A 14,868-nucleotide genomic window follows, 5' to 3' on the forward strand; every position below is an offset into this window, starting at 1 on the left:
CCACTGTGGACAGCGTCAGTAGTCCTTGAGCACCAGCGCGCCGACCACGCCGTCGAAGTCCTCCGGCTCGGTGGTGATCTCGACGGGCTCGGCCGCCTCGGCACCGCCCATGGCCGCCCTGGTCTGCGCCTCGACCCTGGCCCGGTTGGTCAGCGCGAGCCGCTGGTTCGCCGCGACGTAGTCGCGGATTTCCGTTTCGTAGCAAGCGAAGGCGGTTTCGTGGTCGCCCTCGGCCGCCTTCAGCTCGCCCGCCAGCACGTAGGCGCCGACGAGCGCCATGCTGGTGCCCTGCCCCGACATCGGCGAGCCGCAGTAGCCCGCGTCCCCGATCAGCACCACCCTGCCGCGCGACCACCGGTCGAGGTGGATCTGGCTCATCGAGTCGAAGCTGAAGTCCGGGGCGTCCCAGCTGTAGGTGAGCGCCTTCGGGAACTCCCACCCCGCGCCTTCGAGGCGTTCGGCCAGTATCCGCTTCTGCTGGTCGATGTCGCGGTAGTCGTACTCGACCGGCTCCGGGGATTCGAAGCCGACGTAGACCCGGCACTCGGTGGTGTCCCGCGCGCTCATCATCCCGCCGCCGACCGCGCCCGCCTGGCAGAACACCTGCCAGTGGTCGAGGCCGAGGAAGTTCGGCGCGGTGTACACGGCGAGGTAGGTGCCGAGGTGCGAGATGTAGTCCCGCTCCGGTCCGAACGCCAGCGAACGCACCGTCGAATGCAGGCCGTCCGCGCCGACGACGAGGTCGAATCGGCGCGGCGCGGCCTTCTCGAAGGTCACGTGCACGCCGTCGGCGTCCTCGGCCAGGCTCGCGATCGAGTCACCGGTGAGGTACTCGACCTCGTCGCCGGCGGCCTCCTGCAGCAGGAGCGCGAGATCGTCGCGCATGATCTCGATGTCGGCGTTCGCGAGATCGCCGCCGGTGAAGGTGTGCTCGGTGGAGCTGTACAGCTCGGCGCCGCTCTCGTCGACCATCGTCATCCCGCGCATCCGGGTGCTCCGGGCGCGGACCGCGTCGGCGATGCCCATCCGCTCGATCACCTCGAGCGCGGGGCCCCGCACGTCGACGGCCTGGCCGCCGGGGCGCATCCGGCCCTCGGCACGCTCCACGATCGTGACCGAGCAGCCGTAGCGAACCAGCCAGTAAGCCAGCGCGGGCCCCGCGATGCTGGCGCCGGAGATGAGGACGGTGGTGTTCTTCATCGGTGTCTCCCGAGGTCGTGGCCGGTGACCGTGGTTCCGGCCCGGTGTTGACCCCGACTCTGTCCGGCCGCGCTGGCCGTCGGCTGACCGCGGGCTTACCGGCCGCGGTCAGCACCCCGGTAAGCCCCCGGTCCTCAAGGTTTGGCCGCCACCGGATCCCGTCCCGCGGACAGGTTCTTGATCGCGGCGAGCAACTCGTCGACTTTGCCTTCGACCTTCTGCAACCGGGTGTACATGTCCGCCGAGGCGCCACCGGCGGTGACCGTGCCGGTCGTGTCCCAGACTTTGCCGAGGTCGTCGTTGATCGCGTTCACGGTGGGGTAGACCGCACGCGCCCCGGAGCCGCCTCCGCCGTAGAACGCACCGAGGTACAGGTTCGCCAGTGCGTCGCCGATGGTGATGTCGGAGCCGTCCGGCCGTTTGCCGATGACGTCGTTCGCGGACATGTCGTCACCTTTCGTGATCGGGATGAGCAGGTCGTTGATGTCGCACTGGATGCCGCCGACGCTGGCGGCCCCGGTGTTGCGCTGGTAGACGTGCACGCCGGGCCGGACGGCCGAGCGGGAACCGCACTGCCAGAAGTACGCGGCGCGGCCGCCGTCCCTCGCGGGGTTGATGAACTCGGAGAACCCGTATGCGCCAACCCTTTCCCGGCCGAGCACCGACGCGGCACCGTCGAGATAGGTCAGCGCTGTCGCCACCTCGCCGGGTGCGAGGTGGCGGTCCGCGCAGAAGAAGATCGGGCCGTTCGCGTACCCGATCGCGGCGGCGTCCGCTCGCGCGGCATTCGCCGCGGCCACCCCGCCCCGGAAACCACCCATGGCGTCGTCGACGCCGTTCTCGTAGACGAGCCACACGCTGACGCCGTTGGCCACGAGGTCCGCGTACTCGGCCGCCTTGATGTTCTTGGCGCGACCGGGTGTACCGGCGTACCGGATGACGAACGAATGACCGGCATCACGAATAGCCCGGCCCGGGATCCGGCCGGCGCTGTAGTCAAGACCGGTTGTCATGACATCACTCCTCAGATTGGGCGCAGACTGAAGAAGCCCTCACCCAGGTTGACGGAGCGGCGGCGGCGATCGCAGGTGCTGCGGTACGTCCTATGGGGCTACCGCACTAGCCCGATCGGGCGGACCGATCAGCCGCCGCGTGCCGGTGCCCGAGCACGGGCTGTCCCCCTTTCCCGCCGCGGAATCCGCGATCCCACGGCCAATGCCCCCGGTCGTCCGCGTACACGAGCTGTACGGCGCGGACCCCGCCGCCGTACAGCTCGATGGCCGTGAACAGATGCGCCGAGGGTTCGGTGACCTCGACGATTTCGATGAGGGGGCCGCCGCGGAGCGGGATCTGCTCGCCGGCGGTGGGCGCGTCGGCGTGCAGCACGTGCGCGGCCACCGAGTTGAGCAGCGCCCCTGCCTTTCCCGGCGGCAGCCCGGTCACCACGAGCTCCGGTCTGCCGCGTGGAGTCAGCCCGACCGTGTACGCCCGTGGCGGGTGCAGCCTGTCGCGCTCGATGCTCTGCACCGCCCAGCCGCACTCGGTGATGGTCCCGCGCAGCTCATCGAGGTAGTCGAGCCTGCTGCCGCCTGGCTGATCACATTTCCAGCACATCGTTCCTCCTCGCGGATCGTGAACACCCGACCACTATGCGGAGGGGCACCGACAGAAACGGGGAGATGCGGTGTCGCGTGGGCGGAGGATGCAGGATTCGAACCTGCGCGGCGCTCGTCGCGCCGACCACCGTTTTCGAGACGGCTGCCTTACCTGGCTCGGCCAATCCTCCTTGTGCCGCAACGGATCCCGCGCGGAGGGCGCGCGATTCGAACGCGCGCCGGGACGAGAAGTCCCGGACCTCGGATCAGCAATCCGGTGCCTTGCCTGACTCGGCCAGCCCTCCCGTGCTGCCCGCCGACTGACGGGCAGCAGGTGGTGTTGTTCCCCCGCCAGGATTCGAACCTGGACTGGACGCGTTCTGAGCGCGTTGCCTCTGCCGTTGGGCTACAGGGGAGCTGGCACCGCCGTGAGGAAGGCGCCGGGCCAGGAACGAGTGCGGTTCCGGGGAGTCGAACCCCGACTGTGCTGGCTCTCGACCAGCTGCCTCTGCCAGTTGGGCTAGAACCGCGCGACGGGGTGGCTGACCCCGGTCGGATGCCCGCGAGTCGAACGCGGTGACTCCTGATCCCAAATCAGGCGGGGTCGCCGATGCCCCTCGCACCCGTCAGCGCCCCTGCCAGGACTCGAACCTGGGACCTCCGCATTCGTAGTGCGGCGCTCTGTTCCCGCTGAGCTACAAGGGCTTGCGTGGTGAAGGAGGGAGTCGAACCCACTGTGCCCCGTCCGGGGCGTCCGGTTTACAGCCGGATGGGGCTCCACAGCCCCGGCTCCACCGTGCGTCGAGATGGTTCTCCGCCGCGCCCCTGTCCAAGAACCGCGCGACAGAAACGAAATGGGCGACAAGAACACGAACTCGAAAAACTGTCACAGAATTGAATTTGCGCCGTCAGCGGACACTGAACAGAGAAAGCCGCCCGGATCGGTTACCCGATGGGCGGCTCCCTCGACCGAACGGTTCGTCCGTCACGGCGGGGAGCCCGCACAGCTCAGAAGTCCTTGCCCCGGATAGGAAACAAGCAGGTGACGACCAGGTGACGACCATGCGGCAGCGAGCCGCACCCCGCGCTTTCCCGAGTTCGCCATGTCCGCTCCTTCGATTGACCGTGCATTCATCATGGCCCGCCGGAGCGAATGCGTCAATCCTATTTGAAAACCGGCGGAAACGGGCTCGGGCGGGACCGCCAACCCCAGGGACGGTCCCGCCCGGACGCGGCAGGACCCGCCCCGCGATGGGAGTAGCAGGACGGGTCCGGCCGGCCCGTCCGCAACGGGGGAATGCCTGCCGGGCGCGCGCGGACGAGCACGACACCCAACCTAGATCGCCCGCTCAGGCGCGTCTTCTCCAATGTTGCGCGATGTCGGAGGCCAGCGCGGGCAACGCGGCCAGCACCGGCGGCTGCCAGCGTTCGACCGGTTCGAGCGCGATATCGCAGAGGTGCCGTTCGCCGGGGCGCATCCGCAGCATGCGCGGGGACGTGCCGATCACCGACTCCCCCGGCACGAGGAGCCCGTCGTAGTCGCCGCGCGTCGACAACGCGGTGGCGAGCACCCAGAACAGGCCGGGGGGAACGTCGATCAGCAGGAACTCACCGGGTCCGGCGAGCATCGCGCCCGCGACGGGCTGCCCGCGCGCCGACCGTGCCGGGTACAGGCCGACGAACACCAGCGGATCAGGGCCGAGCACCGCCGCGGCGGACGGGCCGATCCGCACCGAACCGGCGACGCCCCCGCCGCCGCGCGCCTCGCCCGAGGTCGAGACCGGGCGCGGCGGCGCGTCCGCGAGATCGTGCGGGAGCCGCCGGAACTCGGTGGGACTCGTTCCCACCGCCTCGGCGAAGCGGGTGGTGAAGGTGCCGACGGAGGAGAAACCGACGGCGTGGCAGATATCGGCGATCCGGTCGTCGCCGTCGAGCAGGAGCCGTTTCGCGCGGTGGAAGCGGTGGGCGGCGAGCACCCGCACCGGGGACGTGCCGAGTTCCCTGGTGAACGCCCGCGCCAGGTGGAACGGGCTGTAGCCGACGTGATCCGCGACGTCGCCGAGCCGGATCGGTTCGCCGGAGTGCGCGTGCAGGAACACCGCCGCGGCGATGACGGCATCGCGCACTGTTGCTCCCTCCCCAGGGTCGACGAAACCCATCGTGCCGCACCGCGCGCGCCCCCGTCCATTCCGGCCGGGTTGACCTCAAGACGCCTCGAGACGGCGCCCGTGAGCCGGTCGGCTACGCGGTCCGAGGAGTACACAATGGACACAGAAGTGCTCGTGGTCGGCGCGGGTCCGGCCGGGCTGTTCCTCACCACCGTGCGGACGCGAGCGCGCGCTCGAACTCTTCCGCTCGGCGGGCCCCGGCGAAGCAGCCCTCGTGCGCCCGGACGGCTTCGTCGCCTGGCGCGGGGAAAGCGGCGGGCTGCACGACGCGATGCACGCGATCCTGCGGCCCGCGTAGCCTCGGGACGTGAGTGAAGAACCCGAGTACCGCCAGCACCGTTTCAGCCCGCCGCCGGGAGCCACCGAGATCTTCCTGGTGCGCCACGGCGAATCCGCCCCCGCCCGCGCCTCGGCGCCCTTCCCGATGGTGGAGGGCCAGGCCGACCCGGACCTCGCCCCGGAGGGGCGTGAGCACGCCGAGCGCGTGGGAGAACGGCTCGCGAACGAGCGGCTCGACGCCCTCTACGTCACGACGTTGCGGCGCACCGCGCAGACGGCGGCGCCGCTCGCGGCGAAGCTGGGCATCGAGCCGGTGGTCACCCCGCTGCTGCGCGAAGTCCACCTCGGCGAGTGGGAGGGCGGGCTGTTCCGCCGCAACACCGCCGAGGGGCATCCGGTGGCGCGGCGGCTCTGGGCCGAACAGCGCTGGGGCGTGATTCCGGGCGCGGAGGACGTGGCCGCGTTCGCCGCGCGCGTCAAGGCGGGTCTCACCGAAGTGGCGGCGGCGCATCCCGATCAGCGGGTCGCGGTGTTCACCCACGGCGGCGTGATCGGGGAGGCGATGGCGCAGGCGAGCGGCTCGGAGCCGTTCGCGTTCCTCGGCGCGGACAACGGCTCCATCACGCATCTCGTGCTCACGGCCGACAATTGGCTCGTGCGCCGGTTCAACGACACCGCGCACCTGGCCGCGCCGCTCGGCTGAGCCCGCCCGCGGCCACCAGCTGCACGGTCACCAGCACCGAGACGGCCTCGGCCGCGAGCAGCCCGATCAGCACGAGCAGCTGGGTGACGCCTGCCTGCACCGGCCCGGCGCCACCCAGCAGCACGCCGACGTAGGCCCCTGGCAGCGTCACCAAGCCCACCGTCCTCGTCTGGTCGAGCGCGGGGATCAGCGCCTGGCTCGCCGACGGGCGGCAGATCTCGAGCGCGGCGAGGCGGGGCGTGAACCCTAGCGCCAGCGCGGCCTCGTATTCACCGTGCCGCGTCTCCAGCTCGTCGAGGGCGCGCCGCCCTGCCTGCGAGGTCGCCGACATGGCACCCCCGATGACGATCCCGGCGATCGGCACCACCGCGACCGGACGCAGCGGCAGCACGCCCGCCGCGAGCACCACCGCCAGTACCGGCACCACCCCGGCGCCGATCGCGACGGCGGTCCAGCCGAAGCCGGGACCGCGCCGGGGCACCCCGATCCGCCGCGCCGAGGTCACCGCCGCGACGGCGAACATCAGGAGCACGAACAGCGCGGTCCACCAGCCCGAGCGCAGGACCGCGACGATCACCAGCGAGACGGCGGCGAGCTGGACGGCCGCGCGCACCGCCGCGGACACGATCGCCCGTCCGCGGCCGAGTCCACCGAGCCACAGCACCGCCGCGCCGAGCGCGACGAACAGCACGAGCACGGCACCGAGCGCGGGCCCAACGACTATCGCCCCGTTCGTCACCCCGGGGATTCTGGCTCAGTCGAGCACCTTCGCGCACATCACGACGCCGTAGTCGGTCGCCGTGCTCCGCTCGCTGACCACCTTGCCGTCGACGAGAATGCGGCAGCGCAGGGTGCCGTGGCCGCCGTTCTGCGCGGACACCGTGACGTAGTGCGGCCCGTTTTCGGGATCCGCGCGCGACACCGTCTGGGTCCACGGCGTGGGGACCCCGTTGAGCTGCTGGACGTCGGCGCCCTTGGCGACGAACGTGACGTGGACGGCGCCGCTGTCGCCCGCCAGTTCGTAGGTGACGTCCCTGGTCCGGACCACGGCGCCGTGGGCCTCCGGTGCCGAAGTCAGCACCGGGAGCGCGGGCAGCGCGTGCGCGCCCGGCGTCGCGGAGCCGCCACCGCCCTGGTCCCGGTTCGCCGCGACCAGCACCGAGACCACGACGATCCCGAGTACCGCGAGCGAACAGGCGAGCAGCACGCCCGAGCCCGATTTGGGCCGCCGTGCGCGGCTCGTAGTGAAGACCCCCCGTGGATGCTCTGCCATCGGCGGCCGACTCCCCTCGTCACGCTCGGCTATCGAACGCGTCGATTAGTTCTCGCCCGAACGTATGACACCGTTACCGCTGTTGAACGCGATTAATCGAGTTTCACCCGATCGGCTCACGCCGAGTGCGGGGAATACCGGCTAGTAGCAAGGCTTTCCGCGATCCGGCCACCAGCGTTCCCGCGATTTTCCGGCCGGACCCCGCGAAGAACCGCGCACACGGCACGTGATCGGCGTTCAGCCGATCAGGCCAGCGTCGCCGAGCATCGCGAGCACCTTCCTGCCCGCGGGCGGGCAGAGCGCGGCGTCGGCCGTGGTGAGCCAGCGGTGCTCGGCGATCTCGCGCGACGGCGCCAGCTCCCCGCGGTGCTCCGCGGTGAAGCACGTCATCCGCACCTCGCGGCCGTCGGCGTACCCGTCGGCGCGCTCCCTCAGCGCGGTGAAGAACGAAAAACTCATCGGGTCCAGTTCGACGCCGAGCTCCTCGCGGATCTCGCGGCACAGCGCGGCGACGTCGCTCTCGCCGGGCTCGCGTTTCCCGCCGGGCAGGTAGAACTTGTCCTTTCCCTTGGTGCGCACGGAAAGCAGGGCGCGATCTCGGACGAGGATCCAGGCGAGGCTGTCGACGAACGGCGGTGTCACGCGATCACCGTATCGCCGTCATTCGCTGGTGTCGTCGATGTCCCCGACGTCGACCGAGAGCACACCGCTCTCCTCGGAAAGCGTGCTCACCAGCACGGTGAACGTCTTCGGCGGCCCGTGCAGCCGCATCCGGAGGTCGATCACCTGCGCGGTGCGCACCTTCATCCTGCCCTCTTCGTCGTCCTCGTCCATCTGGCGCCGTTCGGTGTGCACCTGCTCGACGACGTATCCGGCGTTCGTCGCGACTTCGAGGATGCCCCGCAGCGCGCCCTCCCCGTCGCGATAGCTGACCCGCACGACCTCGCTCGCGGGCCTCGACCTGGTGAACGCCCTGATCAGCGGCGGGTAGCCGTAGACGACCAGGAAGTGCGCCGCGGTGACGAACGCCGCGAGCAGCGGCAGCCCCGCCGCGCAGGCGCACCCGACCGCGACGCTCACCCACACCACGGCCGCCGTGGTCAGCCCGCGCACCACGTCCCGGCGGACGAAGATCAGCCCGCCGCCGATGAACCCGATCCCGGAGACGATCTGCGCCGCGACCCGCGAGGGGTCGAGCACGATCCGGCCCTGTTCCAGCACGTCGGTGAAGCCGTACTTGCTGACCAGGAAGAACAGCGCCGCGCCGAGCCCGACCAGGGTGTGCGTCCGCAGCCCGGCGCTCTTCTGCTTCAGCTCGCGTTCGAGTCCGATCAGGGAGCACAGCACGAGCGCGATCAGCAGTTCGACGACCTGCGTCCAGCCCTGTCCGGACGGCTCCCCGAGTGAAAACGCGAGCGTCATGGCCTGGCGGCTCCCTTCGTGACGACGACCCCTCAGTGTCTCCTCCCGCGAGGCATACTCGCAGTGTGTACCGCGAAGCCCCGCCACCGACCCACCTCGCCGGGGCCGTGCGGTGCGTGTGGCATTCGACACCGGACGACCGCGAGCGCGCGAAGAACGTCGTGCCGGACGGCTGCCTCGACCTGATCGTGGGCGGCGGCCGGGTGTTCGTCGCCGGGCCGGACACCCGTGCGTGGCGACCGTCGGCCGGTGGGCGGAGCGCGCTGCACGGCATCCGGTTCGCCCCCGGTCATGCGCCGCTGGTCCTCGGCGTCGCCGCGGACGAACTGCTCGACCAGCGGGTGGCGCTGAGCGAGCTGTGGGGGCGGGAAGGCGCGCGTGCGGCGGAGCGCCTGCTCGCCGATCCGCGCGGCCTGCCGGGCCTGGTCGCCTCGCGGCTGGACGGCGCGCGGCCGGCCCCGGAGATCGCGCTGCTGCTGCGGCGGCTCGACCTCGGCGTGCCGAGGGTCGCCGACGCCACCGCCGGGCTGGGGCTGAGCGAACGCGCGCTGCGGCGCCGGTTCACCGTCGCCGTCGGCTACGGGCCCGCGACCTACCTGCGGGTGGCGCGGCTGCAGCGGGCGATCGCGATGGCACCGCACGCCGGTGGCCTGGCCGCGCTCGCGGTCGCGGCTGGCTACGCCGACCAAGCCCACTTGAGCCGCGACTGCCGTGCACTCACCGGCAGTACGGCGGCCGCCTGGTTTGGCCGATCCGTTCAAGACGGGGCCATGGCACCCGACCTAGTGTCGGCACCATGACCAGTCAGTCCACTGTAGACACCACAGCGCTCGGATTCCTGCGCGGGCACGCGAGGATCCTCGAACGACGGCTCGGCGAGCTGTGGCTCGGCTCCCCCGCGCCTGCCACCGCCCACGCCGTACTGGACGCGCTCGCCGCCTACCGCAACTCCGACGGCGGATTCGGCAACGGCCTCGAAGCCGACGTGCTCGCCGCGGAAAGCCAGCCGCTCGCGGTGGACTTTGGACTCGAAGTCGTCGAACAGGTCCTCAGCCGAGTCGACACCGAAGACGTGCGGGCACGCGCACGCGAACTGGGCGAGGGCGTGCTGCCGTTCCTGGCCTCGGTCGCCGCGCCCTCCGGCGCGCTCCCGATCGTGCTGCCGTCGTTCACCGCCGCGCCCCGTGCCACGCACTGGACCGAAAACGCCTTCCCGCTCGGGCTGAACCCGACCGCGAACATCGTCGCGCGCCTGCGGCTGCTCGGCCTGACCTCGGACTGGCTCGACGCGGCGGAACGCTTCTGCCGCACCGAAGTCGACCGCGCGCTCGACCGCGTCCCCGACGGTCACACCGCGTTGAACATCGTCCGCTTCCTCGACCTGACCCCCGCCGACCCGTGGGCGGTCGCGCACGCGGAGAAGCTGGCCGCCGGGATCGACGGCATGGCGCACTTCCACCTCTACCCCGGCGAGGGCTACGGCGTGACACCGCTGCAGTTCGCGCCGAGCCCGCGGCACCCGCGACGGGCCCTGTTCCCGGACGCCGCGATCGAAGCGCACCTCGCCGAGCTGGCGAGCGGGCAGCGGCCGGACGGCGGGTGGACGGTGCCGTGGCAGCCACCGGGCCCGGCGTCGGAGCTGGCGTGGCGCGGGGTGGTCACCGTGCACGCCGCGCGGGTCCTCGCGGCGTACCGCGGCTAGCCGACGGGTTCTTCCGCGCGCTGCTTGCGGCTCGTCACCGCGTACCCGATCGCGATGCCGACGCCGACGATCGGGGTGACGTACAGCGCGATCCTGGTGTCCTCGGAGAAACCGAGCAGCACCACGACGAGCACGAGGAAGGCGAGCCCGAAGTAGGCGGTCCACGGCGCGCCGGGGAGCCGGAACCCGCCCGAGGGCAGCTCACCGGCGTCGACTTTGCGGCGGTACCGGATCTGGCAGATCAGGATCACGCCCCACGTCCAGATCACGCCGACGGTGGCGACGCTGGTGATGTAGCTGAACGCCTCTTCGGGCACCACGACGTTGATCAGGATGCCGATGGCCATCACGGCCGCCGACATGGACAGGCTCGCCGCCGGGACCTTACGCGCCGACAGCTTCCCGAACGCCTTGGGCGCGGACCGTTGCAGCGAAAGGGTCCTCAGCATGCGGCCGGTCGAGTAGATGCCCGAGTTGCACGAGGACAGCGCGGCGGTGAGCACCACGAACTGGATGATGCCCGCGGCGCCGTGGATGCCGATCGCGTCGAAGGCGCGCACGAACGGGCTCTTGCCCTTGTGGAACTCCGTCCACGGCACGAGCGAGAGCAGCACGACGAGCGCGCCGACGTAGAACACCGCGATGCGCACGACGACGCTGTTGATCGCCTTGGGCAGGACCTTCGCCGGGTTCTTCGCCTCGCCCGCGGTGAGCCCGATGAGCTCGACGCCGAGGTAGGCGAACATGACGCTCTGCAGCGCGAGCAGCGCCGCGTTGCCGCCGTGCGGGAAGAACCCGCCGTGCTGCCACAGGTGCGCGAACGACGCCTGCTCACCGGCGGGACCCCAGCCGAAGATGATCACGGCGAGACCGAGCAGGATCGCGCCCACGATGGTGACGACCTTGATCATGGAGAACCAGAACTCGAACTCGCCGAACACCTTCACCGAGATCAGGTTCGCCAGGTACAGCACGCCGAGCACGACCGCGGCGGTCACCCACTGCGGGATCGACGGGAACCAGTACTGCACGTAGAGCCCGGCCGCGGTGATCTCGGCCATCGCCGTGGTGACCCACATGAGCCAGTAGACCCAGCCGGTCGCGAAGGCGGGCATGCGGCCGAGGAACTCCTCGGCGTAGTCGACGAAGCTCCGCGAAACGGGCCGGTAGACCAGCAGCTCGCCGAGCGCGCGCATGATGATGAAGATGACCGCGCCCGCCACCGCGTAGCAGGCGATCAGCGCGGGACCGGAGGTCTCGATCGCGGCGCCAGCGCCGAGGAACAGGCCGGTGCCGATGGCACCGCCGATCGCCATCATGCTGATCTGCCGGTTCTTCAGGCCCCGCTCGTAGCCCTCGTCCAAGACTGGCTCGCCCAAAGCTCCCCCTCCACCGGTCACCTTCTGGGTGACACGCACCATAACGGCCGGGGTGGTGGAGCGTTCACCGGGTCCGGTCCTACCTGGTCAGGACGGTCACCGATCGGTGGCACGCTGCTGTTCGGCGAGGAAGTGGGCGATGTCCGCGGTGGCCGGGTACAGCTCGCGGTAGCGCCGGTAGAACCCGTCGTACACGCCGGTCCGCGCCGGATCGGGGCGGACCACGGTGTGCACCGGGTTCCACGCCGCGATATCCGGTTCGAGCCCGGTGGCCACCGCCGCGAGCAGCGCGTCGCCCAGTGCCGCGCCGATCGTCTCGGCGGGGACCTGCTGCTCGACCCCGGTCACGTCGCTGACGATCTGCGTCCACAGGCCGCCCTGTGTGCCGCCGCCAACCGCGACGAGACGGCTCGACGCGCCTCCCGCGGACGCCATCACCTCGAGGTTGTGCCGCACGCCGTAGGCGATCCCCTCCAGCGTGGCACGGTACAGCTCGCCCAACCCGTGCGAGGTCGTCAGCCCGGCGATGACGCCGCGGGCGTCGGGATCGAAGATCGGGGTCCGCTCGCCCGCGAAGTACGGCAGCGTCAACAGTCCCCTGCTGCCCGCGGGCACCTCGGCGGCGCGGGCGACGAGATCCGCGAAATCGCCGCCGACGAGCTTGCGCAGCCAGTCCGTGATCGCCCCCGAGGTCGCCATGCCCGCGGCGAGCGAATAGGTGCCGGGGAACGCGCCGCGGGTGGTCCACAGCCCCGGATCGGGCCGAGGGTCGGCGAGCACCTGGACGAGGAACATCGTGGTGCCGTACATGACCATCGTGTCGCCGGGATCGGCGACGCCGACGCTCGCCGCCTCCGCCCACGCGTCGACCGTGCCCGCGGTGACCGGAAGCCCTTGCGGCAGACCGGTTTCCGCGGCAGCGGCGGCGGAAACCGTGCCCGCGACCTCGGTCGGCCACAGCAGCCGCGGCAGCCGGATGCCGGGTGCGGTCAGCTCCGCCCAGTCCGCGGCCCAGTCCGCCGCGCGCAGGTCGTACATCGGGTCGCACTGGCTCGCCGAATGGTGGTCGAGCACGTACTCGCCGGTGAGCCGGTGCACGAGGTAGGAGCTGGCCATCAGGAACAGCTCGGTGCGCTCGTACACCTCGGGTTCGTGCCGCGCCAGCCACCGCCACTTCGGGCCGACCGCCTGCGAGGACAGCGGTGTGCCGCCACGCTCCACAATGGACTCCGCGCCGAGTTCCGCGGTAAGTTCCTCGATCTCGCGCGCGGCGCGCGTGTCCACGCCGTACAGGATCGCGGGCCGCAGCGGATTCCCCGCGGCGTCCGCGGGGAGCAGCACGGGGCCGATCCCGCTGACCGCGAGCCCGGCGAGCGCGCGGTCGCCCGCCGCGCTCACCAGTTCACGCGCGATCGCCAGGAAGTCCTGCCACCACACGGTTTCCGCGTCGTGCTCGACCCATCCCGGATGCGGGTAGGAGGTCTCGTGCGCGCGGCTCGCGCGGGCAAGCACCTCCCCTCGCGGGCTGACGAGCACGCCCTTCGAACTGGACGTGCCGATGTCGATCCCGAGCAGCAGCCCGTCAGCCACGGGACCACTCGTCGAGGCGGACGCCCATCAGCTTCGCCGCGGCGCGCAGCTCGGCGCGGCGGTCGCCGGGGATCGCGTGGATGTGGTTCGCGCCGAACTTCGACAGGAACACCTCGCCGGGGACGTCGAGCCGGGTGAAGGCGTGCGGCCATTCCGGAGTGGACTGCCGGATCAGCTCCTCGTTCGTGGCGTCGTCGTAGCTTTCGAACTCGCCGAGCATGAGCTGCAGCCGGTACTCCCCCGCCTCGCGGGTGAGCCTGCCGAGCGTCATGTCGCCCGGCGCCGCGATGTGCTGCACCGACGCGCCGCCCGCCGGGAAGAAGAACACCTCGGGGTAGAAGTTGACCTTCGCGAGGTTCTCCGCCGGGTCGTCGCTGCGCGCGGCGTACCAGGTGGCGTGCTGACCGGAGTTGCACAGGTCCCAGATGTCGCGGTCGCCGTGGTAGTGCCGGACGTCGGCGAAGAGCACCGGCGTGCCGGAGATCTTGTGCATCAGCTGCATCGTCAGCGCGCCGTCCATGTCCGCCTCGGTGGCGGTGATGTGCACGTCCTTCGGCCCGTTCCAGTCGTACGGGTCGTTGAGGAAGGCCTCGGTGACGTCCATCGTCGCGAAGTGCTCGGTCAGCTCGGGCTGGGCCTTGATCCCGGAGAAGTCCAGGTTCCGCTCGGCGATGATGTCGCGGATCGCCTGGTACGAGCGGATCTGCCGTTCGAGCAGTTCCGGGGTGAGCTTCTTGCCGTCGTAGTGCACGCCCGCCGCGTGCGCCTCGATCCACTCGCGTGCCTTGGCCGCCTCGCCGGGGTCCGCCTTCTCGGCGCGCAGGACCAGCTCGTACTGGTCGATCTCCTCGACGTCGACACCGAACTGGCGCATCCACTGGTCGGTGTTGGCGACCGCGGTGTTCATGCCCATCGGGCGGCCGCCGAACCGGCCGAACGTCGAGCCCCGCAGCGAGGCCACCGCCGCCGCGGCGCGCGCGTGCGCGCCGACCTGCTCGGCCAGCTCCGCGTCGTCGGGGGCGCCCCAGAGGCGGGTGTGCTCCCTGCCGATCTGGTCGAGCGCGCCGCCCGCGGCGAGCATGCCGACGAGACCGGGCTCGGTGGGGTCGGTGCTGGCGACGAGCACCAGCGGGCTGCGGGTGGCGTCCGCGGCCAGCATGGTGAAGTGCGGGAAGCTCCACACCGCGTAGTAGAAGATCGTGAGGTCGACGTCCGCCGCGGCGATCCCTCGTGCCGCGGAGCCGGCCACCGCGTTGGTGGCGACCAGATCGGCGCCGGTCACCACCTCGTGCCCGGCCGCCTCGAGGGTGCGCACGAGTCTGTCCTGTTTGGACTGGATGAACTCGGCATTGCGCGCGTGCACATGATCACGGCCATCGGAAATACTGAGCACACCGATACGGGCCACGAGTCCTCCAGGCAGCCAAGGTCGCGAACAGGGCGAGTAATCGTTTACCCGAGACGCTATTCTGCACGGTGGGCAGTGTCAATAGGCTGCCGATGGCCTTCAGGGCCGCTGGTCGTCACCGGGGAGGTTCGGTGGCGGAGGATGAGGGG

Annotated in this window: 14 protein-coding genes, 6 tRNA genes and 1 pseudogene; 4 read left to right on the forward strand and 17 right to left on the reverse strand. The window is 70.9% G+C overall.

The annotated features are described in order from the left end of the window. Nucleotides 1–15: 15 nt before the first annotated feature. From HUW46_RS02945 to HUW46_RS02990, 10 genes are all read right to left on the reverse strand, one after another. Nucleotides 16–1,200, reverse strand: a complete 1,185-nt coding sequence (locus HUW46_RS02945; protein WP_215545789.1) for an FAD-dependent monooxygenase — start codon at nucleotides 1,198–1,200, stop codon at nucleotides 16–18. A 134-nt stretch (nucleotides 1,201–1,334) separates the two neighbouring features. Continuing rightward, entirely contained in the window at nucleotides 1,335–2,213 is an 879-nt protein-coding gene (locus HUW46_RS02950) for a glycoside hydrolase domain-containing protein (RefSeq protein WP_215545790.1), read from the reverse strand. A gap of 106 nt (nucleotides 2,214–2,319) precedes the next feature. Next, complete coding sequence (locus tag HUW46_RS02955) at nucleotides 2,320–2,814, reverse strand: DUF4262 domain-containing protein (protein ID WP_215545791.1); 495 nt, start codon at nucleotides 2,812–2,814, stop codon at nucleotides 2,320–2,322. A gap of 82 nt (nucleotides 2,815–2,896) precedes the next feature. Then, nucleotides 2,897–2,986 (reverse strand) — tRNA-Ser (locus HUW46_RS02960). A gap of 22 nt (nucleotides 2,987–3,008) precedes the next feature. Beyond that, nucleotides 3,009–3,100 (reverse strand) — tRNA-Ser (locus tag HUW46_RS02965). 38 nt (nucleotides 3,101–3,138) lie between these two features. Further along, nucleotides 3,139–3,211, reverse strand: a tRNA-Leu gene (locus tag HUW46_RS02970). A gap of 40 nt (nucleotides 3,212–3,251) precedes the next feature. Further along, nucleotides 3,252–3,325: transfer RNA gene (locus tag HUW46_RS02975), tRNA-Leu, on the reverse strand. 100 nt (nucleotides 3,326–3,425) lie between these two features. Then, a tRNA-Arg gene (locus tag HUW46_RS02980) sits at nucleotides 3,426–3,500 on the reverse strand. Nucleotides 3,501–3,505: 5 nt separating this feature from the next. Then, a tRNA-Tyr gene (locus HUW46_RS02985) sits at nucleotides 3,506–3,591 on the reverse strand. A 553-nt stretch (nucleotides 3,592–4,144) separates the two neighbouring features. Continuing rightward, a complete protein-coding gene (locus tag HUW46_RS02990; RefSeq protein ID WP_215545792.1) occupies nucleotides 4,145–4,921 on the reverse strand; it encodes a helix-turn-helix transcriptional regulator in 777 nt (258 codons plus the stop codon). A gap of 169 nt (nucleotides 4,922–5,090) precedes the next feature. Between HUW46_RS02990 and HUW46_RS48975 the strand changes: the two are divergent. Beyond that, a pseudogene (locus HUW46_RS48975) lies at nucleotides 5,091–5,261 on the forward strand (aromatic-ring hydroxylase C-terminal domain-containing protein); the annotation flags it as partial. A 9-nt stretch (nucleotides 5,262–5,270) separates the two neighbouring features. Then, entirely contained in the window at nucleotides 5,271–5,945 is a 675-nt protein-coding gene (locus HUW46_RS02995) for a histidine phosphatase family protein (RefSeq protein ID WP_215545793.1), read from the forward strand. Here the strand turns inward: HUW46_RS02995 and HUW46_RS03000 are convergent. The 4 genes from HUW46_RS03000 to HUW46_RS03015 form a co-directional block, all read right to left on the reverse strand. Then, nucleotides 5,908–6,684 carry an ABC transporter permease gene (locus tag HUW46_RS03000; RefSeq protein ID WP_215545794.1) on the reverse strand — a complete coding sequence of 259 codons (777 nt, stop codon included), beginning with the start codon at nucleotides 6,682–6,684 and terminating at the stop codon, nucleotides 5,908–5,910. The genes HUW46_RS02995 and HUW46_RS03000 overlap by 38 nt on opposite strands. Nucleotides 6,685–6,699: 15 nt before the next feature. Further along, a complete protein-coding gene (locus tag HUW46_RS03005) occupies nucleotides 6,700–7,218 on the reverse strand; it encodes an MmpS family transport accessory protein (protein WP_215545795.1) in 519 nt (172 codons plus the stop codon). A gap of 237 nt (nucleotides 7,219–7,455) precedes the next feature. Further along, entirely contained in the window at nucleotides 7,456–7,860 is a 405-nt protein-coding gene (locus HUW46_RS03010) for an NUDIX hydrolase (RefSeq protein ID WP_215545796.1), read from the reverse strand. Between the two features lie 18 nt (nucleotides 7,861–7,878). Then, nucleotides 7,879–8,640, reverse strand: coding sequence for an MgtC/SapB family protein (locus HUW46_RS03015; RefSeq protein ID WP_215545797.1), 762 nt, complete (start codon nucleotides 8,638–8,640; stop codon nucleotides 7,879–7,881). 65 nt (nucleotides 8,641–8,705) lie between these two features. On the opposite strand from HUW46_RS03015, the gene HUW46_RS03020 reads away from it, so the two are divergent. Beyond that, nucleotides 8,706–9,440, forward strand: a complete 735-nt coding sequence (locus HUW46_RS03020; protein ID WP_215545798.1) for a DUF6597 domain-containing transcriptional factor — start codon at nucleotides 8,706–8,708, stop codon at nucleotides 9,438–9,440. Then, entirely contained in the window at nucleotides 9,437–10,342 is a 906-nt protein-coding gene (locus HUW46_RS03025; protein ID WP_215545799.1) for a hypothetical protein, read from the forward strand. The genes HUW46_RS03020 and HUW46_RS03025 overlap by 4 nt, the downstream gene beginning before the upstream one ends. Here HUW46_RS03025 and HUW46_RS03030 read toward each other — a convergent pair. From HUW46_RS03030 to HUW46_RS03040, 3 genes are all read right to left on the reverse strand, one after another. Continuing rightward, nucleotides 10,339–11,661, reverse strand: coding sequence for an amino acid permease (locus HUW46_RS03030; RefSeq protein ID WP_254126568.1), 1,323 nt, complete (start codon nucleotides 11,659–11,661; stop codon nucleotides 10,339–10,341). The two genes, HUW46_RS03025 and HUW46_RS03030, sit on opposite strands and share 4 nt — an antisense overlap. A gap of 156 nt (nucleotides 11,662–11,817) precedes the next feature. Then, a complete protein-coding gene (locus tag HUW46_RS03035) occupies nucleotides 11,818–13,311 on the reverse strand; it encodes an FGGY-family carbohydrate kinase (protein WP_215545801.1) in 1,494 nt (497 codons plus the stop codon). Next, on the reverse strand, nucleotides 13,304–14,719 hold the full coding sequence (locus HUW46_RS03040) for an L-fucose/L-arabinose isomerase family protein (RefSeq protein WP_215545802.1): 1,416 nt from the start codon (nucleotides 14,717–14,719) through the stop codon (nucleotides 13,304–13,306). The genes HUW46_RS03035 and HUW46_RS03040 overlap by 8 nt, the downstream gene beginning before the upstream one ends. Nucleotides 14,720–14,868 lie beyond the last annotated feature (149 nt).

Origin of the sequence: Amycolatopsis sp. CA-230715, from assembly GCF_018736145.1 — a bacterium.
Taxonomy (GTDB): domain Bacteria; phylum Actinomycetota; class Actinomycetes; order Mycobacteriales; family Pseudonocardiaceae; genus Amycolatopsis.

Bases quoted from the DNA above. Each gene is read 5' to 3' on its own strand.
- HUW46_RS02945 (WP_215545789.1), bottom strand. From the start codon at position 1,200: ATGAAGAACACCACCGTCCTCATCTCCGGCGCCAGCATCGCGGGGCCC.
- HUW46_RS02950 (WP_215545790.1), bottom strand. From the start codon at position 2,213: ATGACAACCGGTCTTGACTACAGCGCCGGCCGGATCCCGGGCCGGGCT.
- HUW46_RS03030 (WP_254126568.1), bottom strand. From the start codon at position 11,661: ATGATGGCGATCGGCGGTGCCATCGGCACCGGCCTGTTCCTCGGCGCT.
- HUW46_RS03025 (WP_215545799.1), top strand. From the start codon at position 9,437: ATGACCAGTCAGTCCACTGTAGACACCACAGCGCTCGGATTCCTGCGC.
- HUW46_RS03015 (WP_215545797.1), bottom strand. From the start codon at position 8,640: ATGACGCTCGCGTTTTCACTCGGGGAGCCGTCCGGACAGGGCTGGACG.
- HUW46_RS03005 (WP_215545795.1), bottom strand. From the start codon at position 7,218: ATGGCAGAGCATCCACGGGGGGTCTTCACTACGAGCCGCGCACGGCGG.
- HUW46_RS02955 (WP_215545791.1), bottom strand. From the start codon at position 2,814: ATGTGCTGGAAATGTGATCAGCCAGGCGGCAGCAGGCTCGACTACCTC.